The organism is Massilia varians (genome assembly GCF_027923905.1).
Classification (GTDB): domain Bacteria; phylum Pseudomonadota; class Gammaproteobacteria; order Burkholderiales; family Burkholderiaceae_D; genus Telluria; species Telluria varians_B.
On the sequence record NZ_AP026966.1, the window covers coordinates 4,305,715 to 4,321,506 of the forward strand.

The following is a 15,792-nucleotide window of genomic DNA, read 5'->3' on the forward strand; positions in this document are numbered from 1 at the left end:
AAGGTGAATACCGAATTTAGAATCTGATGTGCTGCCCCAGGGCAGCAGGGAGAAAGGGTTTGACCGTACGCGCCCCGGTTTCCGCCATCGGCGAGAACAGCGCATTCCTCCAGAAATCCTGTTGCGGGATGGACGTCATCCCACACAATATGACGGCGGCCAGCACGATTACAATGCCGCGCGCCAATCCAAACAATCCACCCAGGCCGCGGTCCGCAAGGCTCAGGCCGGTTGCCGCGATCAGGGCCCCGATCGCCAGCGACAGCAGGCCCATCAGGATGCGCACGCCGAGGAACAGCAGCACGAAGGCCATGATCAGGCGCGCGGTCTCGCCGGGCAACAGTTCCGGCAACAGCGGCGCCAGTTGCGCGCCGTAGGCGTTCGCCACCACGAAGGCCACGATCCAGCCCAGCAGCGACAGGATCTCCTTGACCAGCCCGCGCAGGGTGGAAATGACGACCGACGATACCAGTACGAACAAGACCAGGTAATCGAAAATCGTCACGCTGCCAGCCCTTGCCTGCAATCCTGGATCAGAGCGGCACCATGGTGCCGGACAAGCCCATCGCGATGAGCTTGGAGCGGATCTTCTCGCCCTCTTCCTTGGTGTACGGACCGACGCGCACGCGAATCAGGTCGCCGGAACGTTCGGTGAAGGAGGACACGCCGGCGTCGCGCAGGCGGCCCTGCAGTTCGTCGACCTTCTGCTGGGTAGCCAGCGCGGCCACCTGCACCACGTATTTCTGCGACGGGCCGCTGGCCTTCACCACTGGCTTGCCCTCCAGGATGGCCATGGCGCGGGCGGCGTCGTTCTGCACTGGGACCGGGGCCGGATGGGCGGCAACCGGCTTGACCGGCGGCTTCTCGACCGGCTTTTCCAACTTCTTCAGCTCCAGCTCGGCGACCTTCGGATGCGCATCAAACTTCGGCTCGCGCTTGGGTTCGGGCTTGACCGGTTCCGCCTTGGGCTCGGCTTTTGCCACGGCGGGTTCGGCGCGGGCGGTGTCGAGGGTGCGGACCGGCGCCGGATCGGCCGGCGGCGTTGCCGTCCTGGCCGCGGGCGCGGGCGGCTGGGCCGAGGCGAGGGTCGGGTCGTCGGTGGGCTCGACGATTTCCTCGTCGCTGTCGACGCTGGCCGCGGCCGGCACCGGCAGCGCCGCCGCCTTGTCCTTCGACGGGATGTTGATCGCGATGTCGGCGCCGAGCGGCTTGGGCTCGGAATCGAGCAGCATCGGCAGGCCGACCGCCGCGGCGAGGGCCAGCGCGATCGCGCCTACCAGGCGGCGGCGCGCGCGCTTCTTCTCGGGCAGGATCGGATCGGCGCCGCCGCGGCCGCGGCCGCGGGTGGCGCCATCGCCGGCGTGGGACGCGCGCTTGGCGCGGGCCTGCTGCCCATAGGCGGCATCGTCGTCCTTGACGAAGTGGCCGCTGTCCCGGACAGTGTCTTGCTTGTTTTTGCTACCGAACGAGAACAAGCCCATGCGTATTAAGAATCAGTGTAGAGAGTGTTTGCGGGCCGCCATGACGCCGGCGACCGTGTAGAACGAGCCAAAGACCACAATTCTATCATTCTCCCCAGCGCGGCTCACGGCATTCGCATAGGCGTCCGCCGGCGTGGCGAAGGTGGTGACCGAAAAATCACCCTCTTTCGCGCCCGCGGGCTTGATTGCCGCCAGCTTTTCCGCCAGTTGCTGCGGCTGCGCCGAGCGCGGCGAGGGCAGCGCGGTCACGCACCAGTGGTCGACGATGCCCTTCAAGGGCGCAATCACGGCCTCGATGTCCTTGTCTTCCATGATGCCGAATACCGCGTAGGTGTAGCGGTGGAAGCCCATGTTGCCGAGGTTGTGCGCGAGGGCGGCGCTAGCATGCGGGTTGTGGGCCACGTCCAGCACCTGGGTCGGACGGCCCGGCAGCACCTGGAAGCGTCCCGGCAGCTCGACCATGGCCAGGCCCGCGCGCACTTCCTGCGCGCCGCACGGCAGCTGCATGCGCAGCACCTCGAGGGCGGCCAGCGCGGCCGAGGCGTTGAGCAGCTGGTTGGCGCCGCGCAGGGCCGGATAGGCCAGCGAATTGCGGCGCTGCCCGCGCCCGCCATAGCTCCACTGCTGCTGGTCGCCCTGGTAGTTGAAGTCGCGCCCCAGCAGCCACAGGTCGGCGCCGATGCTTTCGGCATGCCGGATCAGCGATTGCGGCGGCACCGGGTCGCTGCAGATCGCGGCCTTCCCCGGGCGGAAAATGCCGGCCTTTTCAAAACCGATCTTCTCGCGGGTGTCGCCGAGGTAGTCGGTGTGATCGATGTCGACGCTGGTGACGATCGCCACGTCGGCGTCGACCACGTTGACGGCGTCGAGGCGCCCGCCCAGGCCGACCTCGAGGATGGCGACGTCCACGTTTGCCTGGGAGATCAGGTGCATGATCGCCAGCGTGGTGAATTCGAAGTAGGTCAGCGACACCTCGCCGCGCGCGCTTTCGACTACGTCGAAGCTGGCCACCAGCGCTTCATCGGTGGCCATCTCGCCGTTGATGCGGGCGCGCTCGTTGAAGTCGAGGAAGTGCGGCTTGATGTACAGGCCCACGCGGTAGCCGGACTGCAGCAGGACGGCTTCGAGCATGGCGCAGGTCGAGCCCTTGCCGTTGGTGCCGGCCACCATGATCACGGGGCAGCTGAAGGCGAGCCCCATGCGCTCCTTGACGGCGCGGACACGGTCGAGGCCCATGTCGATGTGGGTTTCGGCATGGCGCGACTCGAGCAGCGCCAGCCAGTCGGGCAAGGTGGTCGGGAGAGTAGGCATGGGATGCGAATCGGTAGGCGTGCGGGGGAAGCACGGGTGCGGATGCCGGGACATCCGCACCTGGAACAGGGATCAGGCCAGCGCGTCGGCGGCCTGGTTTTGCAGCAGTGCCAGCAGGCGGGCGATTTCCTCGCGCATCTTGCGGCGGTCGACGATCATGTCGACGGCGCCCTTCTGCACCAGGAACTCGGCGCGCTGGAAGCCTTCCGGCAGCTTCTCGCGCACGGTGTTCTCGATCACGCGCGGGCCGGCGAAGCCGATCAGGGCTTTCGGCTCGGCGATGACGACGTCGCCCATGAAGGCGAACGAGGCCGAGACGCCGCCCATGGTCGGGTCGGTCAGCACGGAGATGAACGGCAGCTTTTTCTCGGACAGCTTGGTCAGCATGGCGGTGGTCTTGGCCATCTGCATCAGCGACAGCAGGCCTTCCTGCATGCGGGCGCCGCCGGTGGCGGTGATGCAGATGAAGGGCACCTTCTGCTCCAGCGCCACCTGGGCGCCGCGCACGAAGCGTTCGCCGACGACCGAACCCATCGAGCCGCCCATGAATTCGAATTCGAAGCAGGCCACGACGACCGGCAGGCTCATGATCGAACCGCCCTGCACGATCAGGGCATCGGTTTCGCCGGTGGCGTCCATGGCCTGCTTGAGGCGGTCCGGGTACTTCTTGCTGTCCTTGAATTTCAGGGTATCGACCGGCAGGGTTTCCTGGCCGATGTCATAGCGGCCACCCTCGTCGAGCAGCGCATCGAGGCGCTCGCGGGCGCGGATGCGCATGTGGTGATCGCATTTGGGGCAGACGTGCTGGTTCGATTCCAGGTCGGCGCGGTACAGGACCGATTCGCACGACGGGCACTTGACCCACAGCCCTTCGGGCATGGTCTTACTCTTGGCGGCATCGGAGCGCTGGATCCGTGGGGGCAGCAGTTTTTCTAGCCAACTCATCTTTTCTCCTTGCGGCAAGTCTTCGAAGTGGCGGTAGTGTAGCCGCAAGCGTGCCGCTTGTCGAATCATGTCGCCCTGCCAATTAGCATTCCGACATGATTGCTCCGCACTCCCTGGTACCCGTGTTACGCGTCGAAGCGCCTACTTGCCGTCCACTTCGCTGGTCGTGAATTCGAATCCGCCGACCTTGCCGGCAACGATGTTGTAGACCCAGGCGCCGACTGCGGTGAAGACGAAGCCGAGGAGGGTGTACAGGATCGGCATCAGGATCAGCATTGCCAGCGAAAAGCCTTGCCCGCTGGCAGTCGCGGGAATGGCCATGATCGCCACCATCGGCAGGGACATGACCAGATAAAGGACGGCCATGACCTTGGCCGACTGGAGGACGGAAACGTGGACGATCTGTTTTTTCATGGCCGCCTGCCCGGTTGGTTGATAAAAGGGAACACAGGCAATGTAACCCAAGCGCCAACAGAGGGGAATGCCCTCCGCGCATCCCATTCACCGTGCGTAAAAAAGGGACGCCAATCGGGCGTCCCTGCTTGCTACGCGTCAAGCCAAACGTCGTTCAGGCGTCCAGCGCGCTGCGGATCCCCGAAGTAAAGTTGCGCACCGCGTCCACGGCCTGCTCCTTCGGCACCGACTCCAGCTCCTGGATGATGCGGCTGCCGATCACCACCGCATCCGCCACTTCCGCCACCGCGCGCGCGGTGGCGCCGTCGCGGATGCCGAAGCCGACGCCGATCGGCAGTTTCACGTGCTCGCGGATCGCGTTCACGCGGCGCGCCACGTCCGCGGTGTCGATGCTGCCGGCCCCGGTCACGCCCTTGAGCGAGACGTAGTAGCTGAAGCCGCCGCCGTACTGGGCCACCTGCCGCACGCGCTCGGTGGTCGAGGTCGGCGCCAGCAGGAAGATCAGATCGAGGCCGTTGGCGCGCATGGCCTCGGCAAAAGCGGCGCACTCTTCCGGCGGATAGTCGACCACGATCGCGCCATCGGCGCCCGCTTCCTTCGCGCAGCGAATGAAGTTGTCCTGGCCGATGCGCTCGATCGGGTTGGCGTAGCCCATCAGGACCACCGGCGTCGTCGCATTCGTCTTGCGGAATTCGCGCACGAACCCGAACACGTCCTGCAGGCCGACGTTGAACTTGAGCGCGCGCTCGCAGGCGCGCTGGATCACCGGGCCCTCGGCCATCGGGTCGGAAAACGGAACGCCCAGTTCCAGGACGTCGGCGCCGCCCGCAACCAAAGCGTGCATCAGCGGCACGGTGAGCTCGGGGCCGGGATCGCCGGCGGTGATGAAGGTGACCAGGCCGGTCTTGTTCTGCGCCTTGAGGGCGGCAAAGGTCGATGCGATACGGGACATGCTGTTCTTTCTTTTAAAGGTTCACGATGTGCGGGAAGGCGGTCAGCTGAAATCCAGCCCCATCCTCTGCGCCACCGTGTGCATGTCCTTGTCGCCGCGGCCCGACAGGTTGACCAGGATCAGCTGGTCCTTCGGCAGCGTGGCCGCCAGCTTGACCGCATGGGCGATCGCATGCGAGGACTCCAGCGCCGGGATGATCCCCTCGATGCGGCAGCAATCGTGGAAGGCCTGCAAGGCTTCCTCGTCCGTGATGGTCACGTACTCGGCGCGCTTGATGTCCTTCAGCCAGGCGTGCTCCGGCCCCACGCCCGGATAGTCCAGGCCGGCCGAGACCGAATGCGTCTCGATGATCTGCCCGTTCGCGTCCTGCAGCAGGTAGGTGCGGTTGCCGTGCAACACGCCCGGGATGCCGGCACTCAGCGACGCCGCATGCCTGCCCGTCTCGATCCCCTCGCCCGCCGGCTCGACGCCCACCAGCTTCACGCCCGGCTCGTCGATGTACGGATAGAAAATGCCCATGGCGTTGGAGCCGCCGCCGACGCAGGCTACGACGACATCGGGCTGGCGGCCGGTCATGGCCGGCATCTGCACGCGGCACTCCTCGCCGATCACCGACTGGAAGTCGCGCACCATCATCGGATACGGGTGCGGCCCGGCCACGGTGCCGATGATGTAGAAGGTGTTTTCGATGTTGGTGACCCAGTCGCGCATCGCTTCGTTGAGCGCGTCCTTCAGGGTCTTGGAGCCCGATTCCACTGGCACCACGGTCGCGCCCAGCAGTTTCATGCGGTAGACGTTCTGCGCCTGGCGCTGGACGTCTTCGCTGCCCATGTAGACCACGCATTCCATGCCGAAGCGCGCGCAGATGGTGGCGGTGGCCACGCCGTGCTGGCCGGCGCCGGTCTCGGCGATGATGCGCTTCTTGCCCATGCGCCGGGCCAGCAGGGCCTGGCCGATCACGTTGTTGATCTTGTGCGCGCCGGTATGGTTCAGGTCTTCGCGCTTGAAGAAGATCTGGGCGCCTCCAATCTGCTCGGACCAGCGCTTGGCGTGGTAGACCGGGGACGGGCGGCCGACGAAGTGGGCCAGTTCGTAGCGGAATTCCTCGAGGAATTCGGGGTCGTTCGAATAGCGCGCGTAAGCGTCGTTCAGCTCGGCCAGCGCATGCGACAGGGTCTCGGCGACGAAGCTGCCGCCGTAGGGGCCGAAGTGCCCGGTCCGGTCGGGCAGTTGGTAATCGGGGGTCTGGAACAGCGGAGCGGTTCCGCTAGGACGATCTTTCATGATGGTTCTCACTCGATGGGATGGCGTCGGCGGCCCGCACTGCCTCGATGAAACCGGCAAGCTTGCGGGCGTCCTTGATGCCCTTCTGCGCCTCGACGCCACTGCTGACGTCGACCGCGAAAGGACGAACACGTGCCACCGCGTCAGTCGCGTTCTGTGCGTTCAACCCACCACTCAAAACGACCCGAGGCGCGAGCTCTTTTGGGACGAGAGACCAATCGAAGACCTTTCCTGCGCCGCCGTAGGCGTCCACCCAGGTATCCAGCAACAGGCCGGAGAACCAGGGGCTGGCGGCGCGGTATATACGTTCGTATTCTAGCAGTTCATCCGGGCTTGTGTCCGGCCTGACGCGGAAGGCTTTCACGAAGGGGCGCGCGACGTCCGCGGCCAGCGCCGCGCACTGCTCGACCGTCTCGTCGCCGTGGAACTGGATCAGCGACAGCGGCGCCCGTGCGGCGACCGCCCTCACCTCCTCCAGCGTCGGGTTGACGAACAGCGCCACCGCGGAAACGAAGGGCGGCAGCGCCCGGCACAACTCGGCCGCCTGCTCGGGCGTGACGTAGCGCGGGCTTTTGGGATAAAAAACGAAACCGAGCGCGTCGGCGCCGGCAGTGACGGCCGCGCGCAGGTCTTCCACGCGCGTGATGCCGCAAATTTTGATACGGGTGCGTTGCATGACGATCCTTGAAACTGTGCGAATTACAGCCAGGGCAGCGGGTGCGAAGGCTCCTGCGGCAATCCCCACTTGGGATCGTAATCGATTTTGGCCAGGTACAGGCCGTCCGGCATGAAAGTGGGCGCCGCCACGTCGCGCGAGCGGCTCTCCAGCACTTCCTTCATCCAGCCGGGTTCGTTGCGACCCGTGCCCACATAGATGAGCGAGCCGACGATGTTGCGCACCATGTGGTGGAGAAAAGCGCTGGCGCGCACCGTGAACACGAGCACGTCGCCGTAGCGCTGGATGCTGACCTCGTGCATCTGCTTGACCGGCGAATTGGCCTGGCAGCCCGAGGCGCGGAAGGCCGAGAAATCGTGTTCGCCGAGCAGGTACTGGCCGGCCTCGACCATGCGCTCGACGTCCAGCGGACGGAACACCCACCCGGCCCGCCCGGCCAGCAGTGCCGACGGGTTCGGGTTGTTGTAGAGCACGTAGTGATAGGTGCGCGAGCGCGCCGAGAAGCGCGCGTGGAACTCGTTGCCGTCCGCATCGGGCACGACCTCGTGCGCCCAGCGCACCACGATCGAGTCGGGCAGGAAGGCATTCACGCCGCGCACCCAGCTCTGCATGGCACGGTCGAGATCGGTATCGAAGTGGACCACCTGCTCGATGCCGTGCACGCCGGCGTCGGTGCGGCCGGCGCAGGTCGTGTTCAGGGGCGTGCAGGCGAACTTCTCGAGGGCGATTTCGAGCCGGTCCTGGACGGTATTGCGATCGGGCTGTTTCTGGTAGCCGCTCCAGCCCGTACCGACGTACTGGACACCCAGTGCGATGCGCCTCACGCGAGCAGGGAGCGCATCGCGCTGGCCTTGCTCACCTGTTCGCTGCTGCCACCCTTGATGACTTCATCGAGCAGCTCGCGCGCACCTTCCTTGTCGCCGATTTCCTGGTAGGCGATCGCGAGGTCGAGCTTGGTTTCCATTTCCATGTGTTCCGGCGAGAGCGCGGCCGGCTCCAGGGCAGGCTCGGACGACGGCGCCAGGAAGTCGGCATCGAAGGCTGCGGGCTGCTCGAAGGACGGCAGCTCGAGGTCGATGTCGGCCAGGTCGAAGCTCGGCTCGCTTGCTGCGGCGGCAGGCGTTGCGGCCGGCACGTCGTCCAGTGCGAACGGGTCTTCGTCGGCTGCCGGGCTGGCCGCCGCCGGCGGCGCGTCGAACTCGAAAGGCGCGAGCGCCGGCTGGGACAGGCTCGGCGCGGCGTTTGGTGCGGCCGGGCTGCCGAAGTCCATGGTGTCGAGGTCGAACAGCGGATCGTCCGTGCCGCTCGCGCCAGCCGTTGCGCCGAGGACGGCCGGCAGCTCTTCGTGGAACGGGGTCGCCTCGGCCACGGCGGCGGGCGCCGCCGCAGCGGGCGGCAGGCCGAAGTCCATGGTGTAGAGGTCGAACAGCCGATCCTCGTGCGCGGATTGCGCGGCAGGCGCCGGCGCCGCGTCTTCGTCGACCGCCGGCAGCGGCGGCAGCTCGAATTCGGCGGCCAGGCCGGCCATGTCGTGCTGCGCGACCGGGGCGTGCGCGGTTTCCGGCTGGACCGCGGCTTCCGGCTCGCCGAAGCTCATGTCGAAGGCGAGGTCGAAGGGCTCCTCGCTAGCGGGCGCGGGCGCGGCGGCGAGGTCGGGCGGCGGCGAGGTGACAGGGTCACCGAGCGGATCGAGCGCGAAGTCGAGGTCCGGCACGGCGGTGTCGTCCAGCGCATCGTCGCGGCCGGGGCCGGCCATGGCGATCGGCTCGGTGCTGGCGATCGGTTCGAAGCTCAGGCCGCCGAGGTCGAAATCGAGCGAGTTGTCGTCGCTGCGCTGCTCGGCCACGGGGCTGGCATCGGCCGGCAGCGTGGCATCGAAGTCCGGCAGTGCGGTGGCCTCCTGCTCCTGGTCGTGGTCCATCGCGGCGTAGGCCGCACCGGCCATGGCGCCGGCGCCGAGGGCGGCGACCGGGGCACCGCCGCGGAACGAGGCTTCGAGCTGTTGCGACAGCAGCGACTGCTGGTCACGCTCCTGCGGGCTGGGGGCCGGCGCCACCGGCGCGGCGCCGGCGGCAGCGGCATACAGCGGATTGGACGGGTCGATGCCCAGGCCGAGCGCGGCCGCCTGGGCCCACTCGTCGCCGGTGCCGCGCGTCAGGCTGTACAGCTCGCTGGCCTGGGTCTCGAAGGCGCGCAGGTCCTTGCGGGCGGCGTAGATCTCGAGCAGCTTCAGGCGCACCGCATGGCGTTCCGGATGGGTGCGCAGCGCCTCCTTCAGGATCTCCTCGGCCTGGGCGTCGCGGCCGTAGGCGATGTAGACGTCGGCTTCCGCGACCGGATCGACTTCGTTGGTGTCGAGCTGCGAGGCCGACGGTGCGAAGCTGGAATTGAACACGCTGTTGCTGGTGTCGACGCTCTGGCCGCCCGCTTCCGCGTACAGCGAGTGCGCTCCCTGGGTCGGCACGCCCAGCACCGAAGGTTCGGCAACGACGCCCTTGGCGCCATCGCCCTTCTTGCGGCGGCGCTGCGAGATGCCGAGCGCACCCAGCAGCAGGATGGCAGCGCCGCCGGCGACGACATTGATGTTGTCCATCAGCGTATCGGCAAGTCCCTTTTCCGCCGGCTTGGGTTCGGCCGGCGCGGCCGGCTTGGCCGGCTTGGCCGCCGCTGCGGGCTTGGCTGCCGGTGCGGCCGGCGTCGCGGCGCCGGCGACGGCGCCCGCCGCGGCGGCGTTCTGCACCTCGCTGCCGGAACGGCTCTTGACCGTCATCAGCTGTTCCAGCTCGTTGACGTTCTTCTCGAGTTCCTTGACGCGGGCCTGGGCCTGCTCCAGTTCGCGCTCGCGCGCGATGCTGTCTTCGGCGCTGGCGGTGGCCGCTCCCTGGGCGCCGGCGGCGGCCTGGGTGGCTTTCGACAGGCGCAACTGGTCCTGCGATTCGTTGGCCGCGGTCGGGCGTTCCTCGACCTTGGCGGTGATCTTGCCGGCCGCGCTCTGGCCTGCCTGCGGCGTACGCTGCGGGGCGGCGTTGGCCACCTGCCCGGCCAGCTTGTTGCGGTAGGCATTGAAGTCGGCCGCGTGCGCGACCACGATGCCGCGTGCCTCGGCTTCGCCGCTGCCTCGCAGCGCGCCGGAGTCCGGCACCGACAGGATCTGGCCCGACTTCAGGCGGTTCATGTTGTTGCCGATGAAGGCGTCCGGATTGGCGCGGTACAGCGCCACCAGCATCATGTCGAGCGAGATGTCGGCCGGCTTGAGCTTGGCGGCGATCTTGCCCAGGGTATCGCCCTGGCGCACGCGGTAGCGCGACGCGGCCGCGCTGGCGGGAGCCTCGGCCGGGGCGGCGGCGCGCGGCGCCTCGCGGCGCGGCTCCGGCTGCGCCTGCTGCGGCGCCTGGCTTGGCGGCGCGGCCGGCTGCGGGGCCGCCGCGCGCGGCTGGGCGGCCGGCTGCGGCGCTGCCGGACGGGCCTCGGCCGCCGCCTGGGCCGGCTGGGTGTTGCGCAGTTCGGCCGGGTCCAGCAGGAAGGTGTATTCGCGCACCAGGCGGCCGTTGTTCCAGGACAGCTCGATCAGCATGTCCACGAAGGGCTCGTTCAGCGGCTGGGTCGAGCTGACCCGGATGAACTGGCGGCCGGCGCGCTGCTCGACGTTGAAGCGCAGCGCCAGCAGGGCCGGGTTGAATTCGATATTGGCCGCGCGGAAGGCTTCCGGCGAGGCCAGTTTCACTGCCATGCTCGAGGCATCCTCGCCGGCGGTCGTCGTCAGTTCGATTTCGGCACGCAGCGGCTGGCCGAGTGCCGACAGCACCGTCAGCTTCCCGAGGCCCGCGGCCGAGGCGGCGGACGACAGGAGCACGGCACTTGCCACGGCCGCGGTGACTGATTTCAGCGCAAATGCCATGAGCGGAGGACGGTGAGGAAAATGCATAATCGGCAGTGTGAGAAAGTTGGCCAGAGGAAAGACGATTTCCTAGGAGTCTCAACATATCATCATGCTCTGGAGCATGCAAGCTCCCAGCGCACAAGCTCGTCGGAGGAAGCCGAGATATGTGGCCAGAATGACCGATGTGGGGCGTGTTTGATAGCGTTTGATTACAAGCGCTTGGCAATATGACAGCGAGTGTGGCAAGGGTGCCAACACCCGCAGGGGGCCGGAAGACCGGCCCCGGGGATGCTTACTTGTCCAGCACGATGCGCAGCATGCGGCGCAGCGGCTCAGCGGCGCCCCACAGCAGCTGGTCGCCGACGGTGAAGGCCGACAGGTAGTCGTTACCCATCGACATCTTGCGCAGGCGGCCGACCGGAATGCCCAGGCCGCCGGTGACGGCGGCCGGCGACAGCTCGCGCATCGAGGCGTCGCGGGTGTTCGGCACCACCTTCACCCACTGGTTGTGCGAGGCGATGATGTCGCTGATCTCATCCAGCGGCACATCCTTGGTGAGCTTGATGGTCAGCGCCTGCGAATGGCAGCGCATCGCGCCGATGCGCACGCACAGGCCGTCGACCGGAATCGCCTTGCTGCCAAAACCTTCGCCGCGGCCGAGGATCTTGTTGGTCTCGGCGCCGGCCTTCCACTCTTCCTTCGACTGGCCGTTGCCCAGGTCCTTGTCGATCCACGGGATCAGGTTGCCGGCCAGCGGCACGCCGAACTGCTTGGTTTCTTCCGCGGACAGGCCGTGCTGGGTGGCCAGCACGGTACGGTCGATCTCGAGGATGGCCGAGGCCGGATCGTCCAGCAGCGGCTTGACGGCGCCGTTGATGGTGCCGAACTGGGTCAGGAGCTCGCGCATGTGCTGGGCGCCGCCGCCCGAAGCCGCCTGGTAGGTCATGGACGTCATCCACTCGACCAGGCCCTGCTCGAACAGGCCGCCCAGGCCGATCAGCATGCAGGACACGGTGCAGTTACCGCCGATGAAGTTCTTCACGCCGCGCGACATGGCGTTCTTGATGACCTCCTTGTTGACCGGATCGAGCACGATGACGGCGTCGTCGTTCATGCGCAGGGTCGAGGCGGCGTCGATCCAGTAGCCGTTCCAGCCGGCCGCGCGCAGCTTCGGGAACACTTCGGTGGTGTAGTCGCCGCCCTGGCACGAGATGATGATCTCGCACTTCGAGAGTTCCGCGACATCAAGCGCGCTCTTGAGCGTGGTCTCGTTCTTCGCCATGGTCGGCGCGGCGCCGCCCGGGTTCGAGGTGGTGAAGAACACCGGCTCGATGTGGTCGAAATCGCCCTCTTCCTGCATGCGCTGCATCAGGACCGAGCCCACCATGCCGCGCCAGCCTACCAGGCCTACTAGTTTCATTGTTGTTTCCTTGGATATAAAAATTAGCTCAGGGCCGCGACGACCGCGTTGCCCATCTCTGCGGTACCGACCTTGCTGGTGCCCGCTTCGTAAATGTCGGGGGTGCGCAGGCCCTGGGCCAGCACGCGCTTGACCGCGTTCTCGATGCGGTCGGCCTGTTCGGTCAGGCCGAAGCTGAAGCGCAGCATCATCGCGGCCGACAGGATGGTCGCCAGCGGATTGGCCACGCCCTGGCCGGCGATGTCCGGCGCCGAGCCGTGCGAAGGTTCGTACAGGCCCTTGTTGTTGGCATCGAGCGAAGCCGAGGGCAGCATGCCGATCGAGCCGGTCAGCATGGCGGCGGCATCCGACAGGATGTCGCCGAACATGTTGCCGGTGACGATGACATCGAACTTCTTCGGCGCGCGCACCAGCTGCATGGCGGCGTTGTCGACGTACATGTGCTCGAGCTCGACGTCCTGGTAGTCCTGGTGCACCTCGGTGACGATGTCGCGCCAGAACTGGAAGGTTTCCAGCACGTTGGCCTTGTCGACGCTGGTCACGCGACGGCCGCGCTTGCGGGCGGCCTGGAAGGCCACGTGGGCGATGCGGCGGATCTCGCCTTCGGCGTAGCGCATGGTGTCGAAGCCCTCGCGCTGGCCCGCGAACGGGCCGTCGGGGCATTCGCGCACGCCGCGCGGCTTGCCGAAATAGATGTCGCCGGTGAGCTCGCGGATGATCAGGATGTCCAGGCCGGACACCACTTCCGGCTTGAGCGTCGAGGCGCCCGCCAGTTCCGGATACAGGATGGCCGGACGCAGGTTGGCGAACAGGCCGAGTTCGCGGCGCAGGCCGAGGATAGCCTGCTCCGGGCGCAGCGCGCGCTCGAGCGTGTCGTACTTGTAGTCGCCGACGGCGCCGAACAGCACCGCGTCGGCCTGCTTGGCCAGCTTCAGGGTGCCTTCCGGCAGCGGATGGCCGTGGGCGGCGTAGCCGGCGCCGCCGACCTGGGCGGTTTCCAGCTCAAACGATTCGCCCAGCGCGTTCAGGACCTTGACCGCCTGGTCCATGATCTCCGGGCCGATGCCGTCACCCGGCAGGATTGCGATTTTCATGCGGTCTCTCTTATCAGATCGTGTTGGCCAGCCACGGCTGGGCCGCCAGGTGGCGCGCCTCGAACGCGCGGATGTCGTCGGCGTGGCGCAGGGTCAGGCCGATGTCGTCCAGGCCGTTGAGCAGGCAATACTTGCGGAAGTCGTCGATGGCGAAACCGTAGGAGATGCTGCCGTCGCTCGTGCCGATGCGCTGCTGTTCCAGGTCCACGGTCAGCCTGAAGCCCGGATTGCTTTCTACCGCCTTGAACAGGCCGTCCACCGCTTCTTCGTCCAGGACGATCGGCAGCAGGCCGCTCTTGTAGCAGTTGTTGAAGAAGATGTCGGCGAAACTGGGCGCCACGATGGCGCGGAAACCGTACTGCTGCAGGGCCCAGGGCGCATGCTCGCGCGAGGAGCCGCAGCCGAAGTTCTTGCGCGCCAGCAGGATCGAGGCGCCCGCATAGCGCGGCTGGTTCAGCACGAAATCCGGGTTGACCGGGCGGGTGCTGCAGTCCTGGCCCGGCTCGCCGTGGTCCAGGTAGCGCCACTCGTCGAATAGATTCGGGCCGAAGCCGGTGCGGCGGATCGATTTCAGGAACTGCTTCGGAATGATGGCGTCGGTGTCGACGTTGGCACGGTCGAGCGGCGCTACCACTCCCTCATGTACGGTGAATTTATCCATGTTCGCTCCGGCTCCTGTTGATTGATTACTTGCCGCCGGCGCTGGTGACGACCTGGCCGACCTTCTGCACGTCCTTGCCGATGCCCGAGATGGTGTTGCAGCCGGTGAGGGCGATGGCGCTCAGGGTGACGCTCAGGGCGAGTGCAATTACTTTCTTCATGATGTTCCTGTAGTACGGTTAAAGCGGTGTTAACGCATCAAAGTGCGCGTACGTCGACAAAGTGGCCGGCGATGCCCGCCGCGGCGGCCATGGCGGGCGAAACCAGGTGGGTGCGGCCGCCCTGCCCCTGGCGTCCCTCGAAGTTGCGGTTCGAGGTCGAGGCGCAGCGCTCGCCCGGCTGCAGGCGGTCGGCGTTCATGGCCAGGCACATCGAGCAGCCCGGCTCGCGCCACTCGAAGCCGGCTTCCCTGAAGACGCGGTCGAGGCCCTCGCGCTCGGCCTGTTCCTTCACCAGGCCCGAACCCGGCACCACCATCGCCAGCTTGACGTTGGCGGCGCGCTGGCGCCCGCGCACTACATCGGCGGCGGCGCGCAGGTCTTCGATGCGCGAGTTGGTGCAGGAGCCGATGAAGACCTTGTCGATCGCGATGCTCTCGATCGGGGTATTCGGCGCCAGGTCCATGTAGGCCAGCGCCTTCTCGATGGCGCCACGGCGCACGGCGTCAGTTTCCTCGCGCGGATCCGGCACGCGGCCGTCCACCGAGGTGACCATCTCCGGCGACGTGCCCCAGGTGACCTGCGGGCGGATGTCACGCGCGTCGAGCGTAACGACGGTATCGAAGGCGGCGCCTTCGTCCGAATGCAGGGTGCGCCAGTAGGCGACGGCTTGGCTCCATTGTTCGCCCTTGGGCGAGAACGGACGGCCTTCTACGTACTCGATGGTGGTGTCGTCCACCGCGACCATGCCGGCGCGCGCGCCCGCTTCGATCGCCATGTTACAGACCGTCATGCGGCCTTCCATCGACAGGGCGCGGATGGTCGAGCCGCCGAATTCGATGGCGTAGCCGGTGCCGCCGGCGGTGCCGATTTTGCCGATCACGGCCAGCACGATGTCCTTGGCGGTCACGCCCGGCGGGAGCTCGCCGTCGACCTGCACCAGCATCGATTTCGATTTCTTGGCCAGCAGGGTCTGGGTGGCCAGCACGTGCTCGACTTCCGAGGTACCGATGCCGTGCGCCAGGCAGCCGAAGGCGCCGTGGGTGCTGGTGTGCGAGTCGCCGCAGACCACCGTCATGCCGGGCAGCGTGGCGCCCTGCTCCGGGCCGATCACGTGGACGATGCCCTGGCGCTTGTCGTTCATGTCGAAGTAGGTCAGGCCGAAGCTCCTGGCGTTGGCGTCCAGGGTCTCGACCTGCAGGCGCGAGGTCGGGTCCGCGATGCCATGGGCGCGGTCGGTGGTCGGCACGTTGTGGTCGGCCACGGCCAGGTTGGCCGACGTCCTCCATAGTCCGCGGCCGGCCTCGCGCAGGCCCTCGAAGGCTTGCGGACTGGTGACTTCGTGCACCAGGTGGCGGTCGATGTAGAGGACTGTGGTGCCATCGGCGTCGGCACGCACGACATGGGAATCCCAGAGTTTGTCGTAGAGCGTTTTTTGCATGGTCTATCCGGTGAACGCGGTAGCCCCTTGTGCGGGGACGGTTTTTGATTATGCCATAATTGTGCACTGCCGCACC

The 15,792-nt window shown here is 67.0% G+C and carries 15 protein-coding genes; all 15 read right to left on the reverse strand.

The genetic code is table 11. From position 1 onward, the window contains the following. Window positions 1-16: 16 nt before the first annotated feature. The 15 genes from MasN3_RS19485 to leuC all read right to left on the reverse strand — a co-directional run bounded on the left by MasN3_RS19485 (window position 17) and on the right by leuC (window position 15,716). On the reverse strand, window positions 17-505 hold the full coding sequence (locus MasN3_RS19485; RefSeq protein WP_281909454.1) for a CvpA family protein: 489 nt from the start codon (window positions 503-505) through the stop codon (window positions 17-19). Window positions 506-533: 28 nt separating this feature from the next. Then, window positions 534-1,481, reverse strand: coding sequence for an SPOR domain-containing protein (locus tag MasN3_RS19490; protein ID WP_281909456.1), 948 nt, complete (start codon window positions 1,479-1,481; stop codon window positions 534-536). A gap of 12 nt (window positions 1,482-1,493) precedes the next feature. Next, the gene (gene folC, locus MasN3_RS19495; protein WP_281909458.1) at window positions 1,494-2,792 is read right to left on the reverse strand and encodes a bifunctional tetrahydrofolate synthase/dihydrofolate synthase; all 1,299 of its coding nucleotides are present in this window, start codon (window positions 2,790-2,792) and stop codon (window positions 1,494-1,496) included. Window positions 2,793-2,864: 72 nt separating this feature from the next. Continuing rightward, complete coding sequence (gene accD / locus MasN3_RS19500) at window positions 2,865-3,737, reverse strand: acetyl-CoA carboxylase, carboxyltransferase subunit beta (protein ID WP_027866740.1); 873 nt, start codon at window positions 3,735-3,737, stop codon at window positions 2,865-2,867. A 141-nt stretch (window positions 3,738-3,878) separates the two neighbouring features. Further along, window positions 3,879-4,151: a hypothetical protein gene (locus MasN3_RS19505; protein WP_281909460.1), complete on the reverse strand. Its 273-nt coding sequence runs from the start codon at window positions 4,149-4,151 to the stop codon at window positions 3,879-3,881. Window positions 4,152-4,305: 154 nt separating this feature from the next. Then, complete coding sequence (gene trpA, locus MasN3_RS19510; RefSeq protein WP_281909461.1) at window positions 4,306-5,103, reverse strand: tryptophan synthase subunit alpha; 798 nt, start codon at window positions 5,101-5,103, stop codon at window positions 4,306-4,308. 42 nt (window positions 5,104-5,145) lie between these two features. Next, window positions 5,146-6,387, reverse strand: a complete 1,242-nt coding sequence (gene trpB, locus MasN3_RS19515) for a tryptophan synthase subunit beta (RefSeq protein ID WP_281909463.1) — start codon at window positions 6,385-6,387, stop codon at window positions 5,146-5,148. Beyond that, window positions 6,371-7,087, reverse strand: coding sequence for a phosphoribosylanthranilate isomerase (locus tag MasN3_RS19520; protein ID WP_281914552.1), 717 nt, complete (start codon window positions 7,085-7,087; stop codon window positions 6,371-6,373). The genes trpB and MasN3_RS19520 overlap by 17 nt, the downstream gene beginning before the upstream one ends. Further along, window positions 7,087-7,887 carry a tRNA pseudouridine(38-40) synthase TruA gene (gene truA / locus MasN3_RS19525; protein WP_281909464.1) on the reverse strand — a complete coding sequence of 267 codons (801 nt, stop codon included), beginning with the start codon at window positions 7,885-7,887 and terminating at the stop codon, window positions 7,087-7,089. Before truA ends, MasN3_RS19520 begins: the two co-directional genes overlap by 1 nt. Continuing rightward, window positions 7,884-10,916: a FimV/HubP family polar landmark protein gene (locus MasN3_RS19530; protein ID WP_281909465.1), complete on the reverse strand. Its 3,033-nt coding sequence runs from the start codon at window positions 10,914-10,916 to the stop codon at window positions 7,884-7,886. Before MasN3_RS19530 ends, truA begins: the two co-directional genes overlap by 4 nt. Window positions 10,917-11,235: 319 nt before the next feature. Next, window positions 11,236-12,363 (reverse strand): aspartate-semialdehyde dehydrogenase, encoded by a 1,128-nt coding sequence (asd, locus tag MasN3_RS19535; protein ID WP_281909467.1) that lies wholly within the window; start codon window positions 12,361-12,363, stop codon window positions 11,236-11,238. Window positions 12,364-12,386: 23 nt separating this feature from the next. Further along, window positions 12,387-13,457, reverse strand: coding sequence for a 3-isopropylmalate dehydrogenase (gene leuB / locus MasN3_RS19540; protein ID WP_281909468.1), 1,071 nt, complete (start codon window positions 13,455-13,457; stop codon window positions 12,387-12,389). 13 nt (window positions 13,458-13,470) lie between these two features. Next, window positions 13,471-14,118 (reverse strand): 3-isopropylmalate dehydratase small subunit, encoded by a 648-nt coding sequence (leuD, locus tag MasN3_RS19545; RefSeq protein ID WP_281909470.1) that lies wholly within the window; start codon window positions 14,116-14,118, stop codon window positions 13,471-13,473. Window positions 14,119-14,143: 25 nt separating this feature from the next. Next, window positions 14,144-14,278 (reverse strand): entericidin A/B family lipoprotein, encoded by a 135-nt coding sequence (locus tag MasN3_RS19550; RefSeq protein WP_281909472.1) that lies wholly within the window; start codon window positions 14,276-14,278, stop codon window positions 14,144-14,146. 37 nt (window positions 14,279-14,315) lie between these two features. Continuing rightward, entirely contained in the window at window positions 14,316-15,716 is a 1,401-nt protein-coding gene (gene leuC, locus MasN3_RS19555) for a 3-isopropylmalate dehydratase large subunit (RefSeq protein WP_281909473.1), read from the reverse strand. Window positions 15,717-15,792 lie beyond the last annotated feature (76 nt).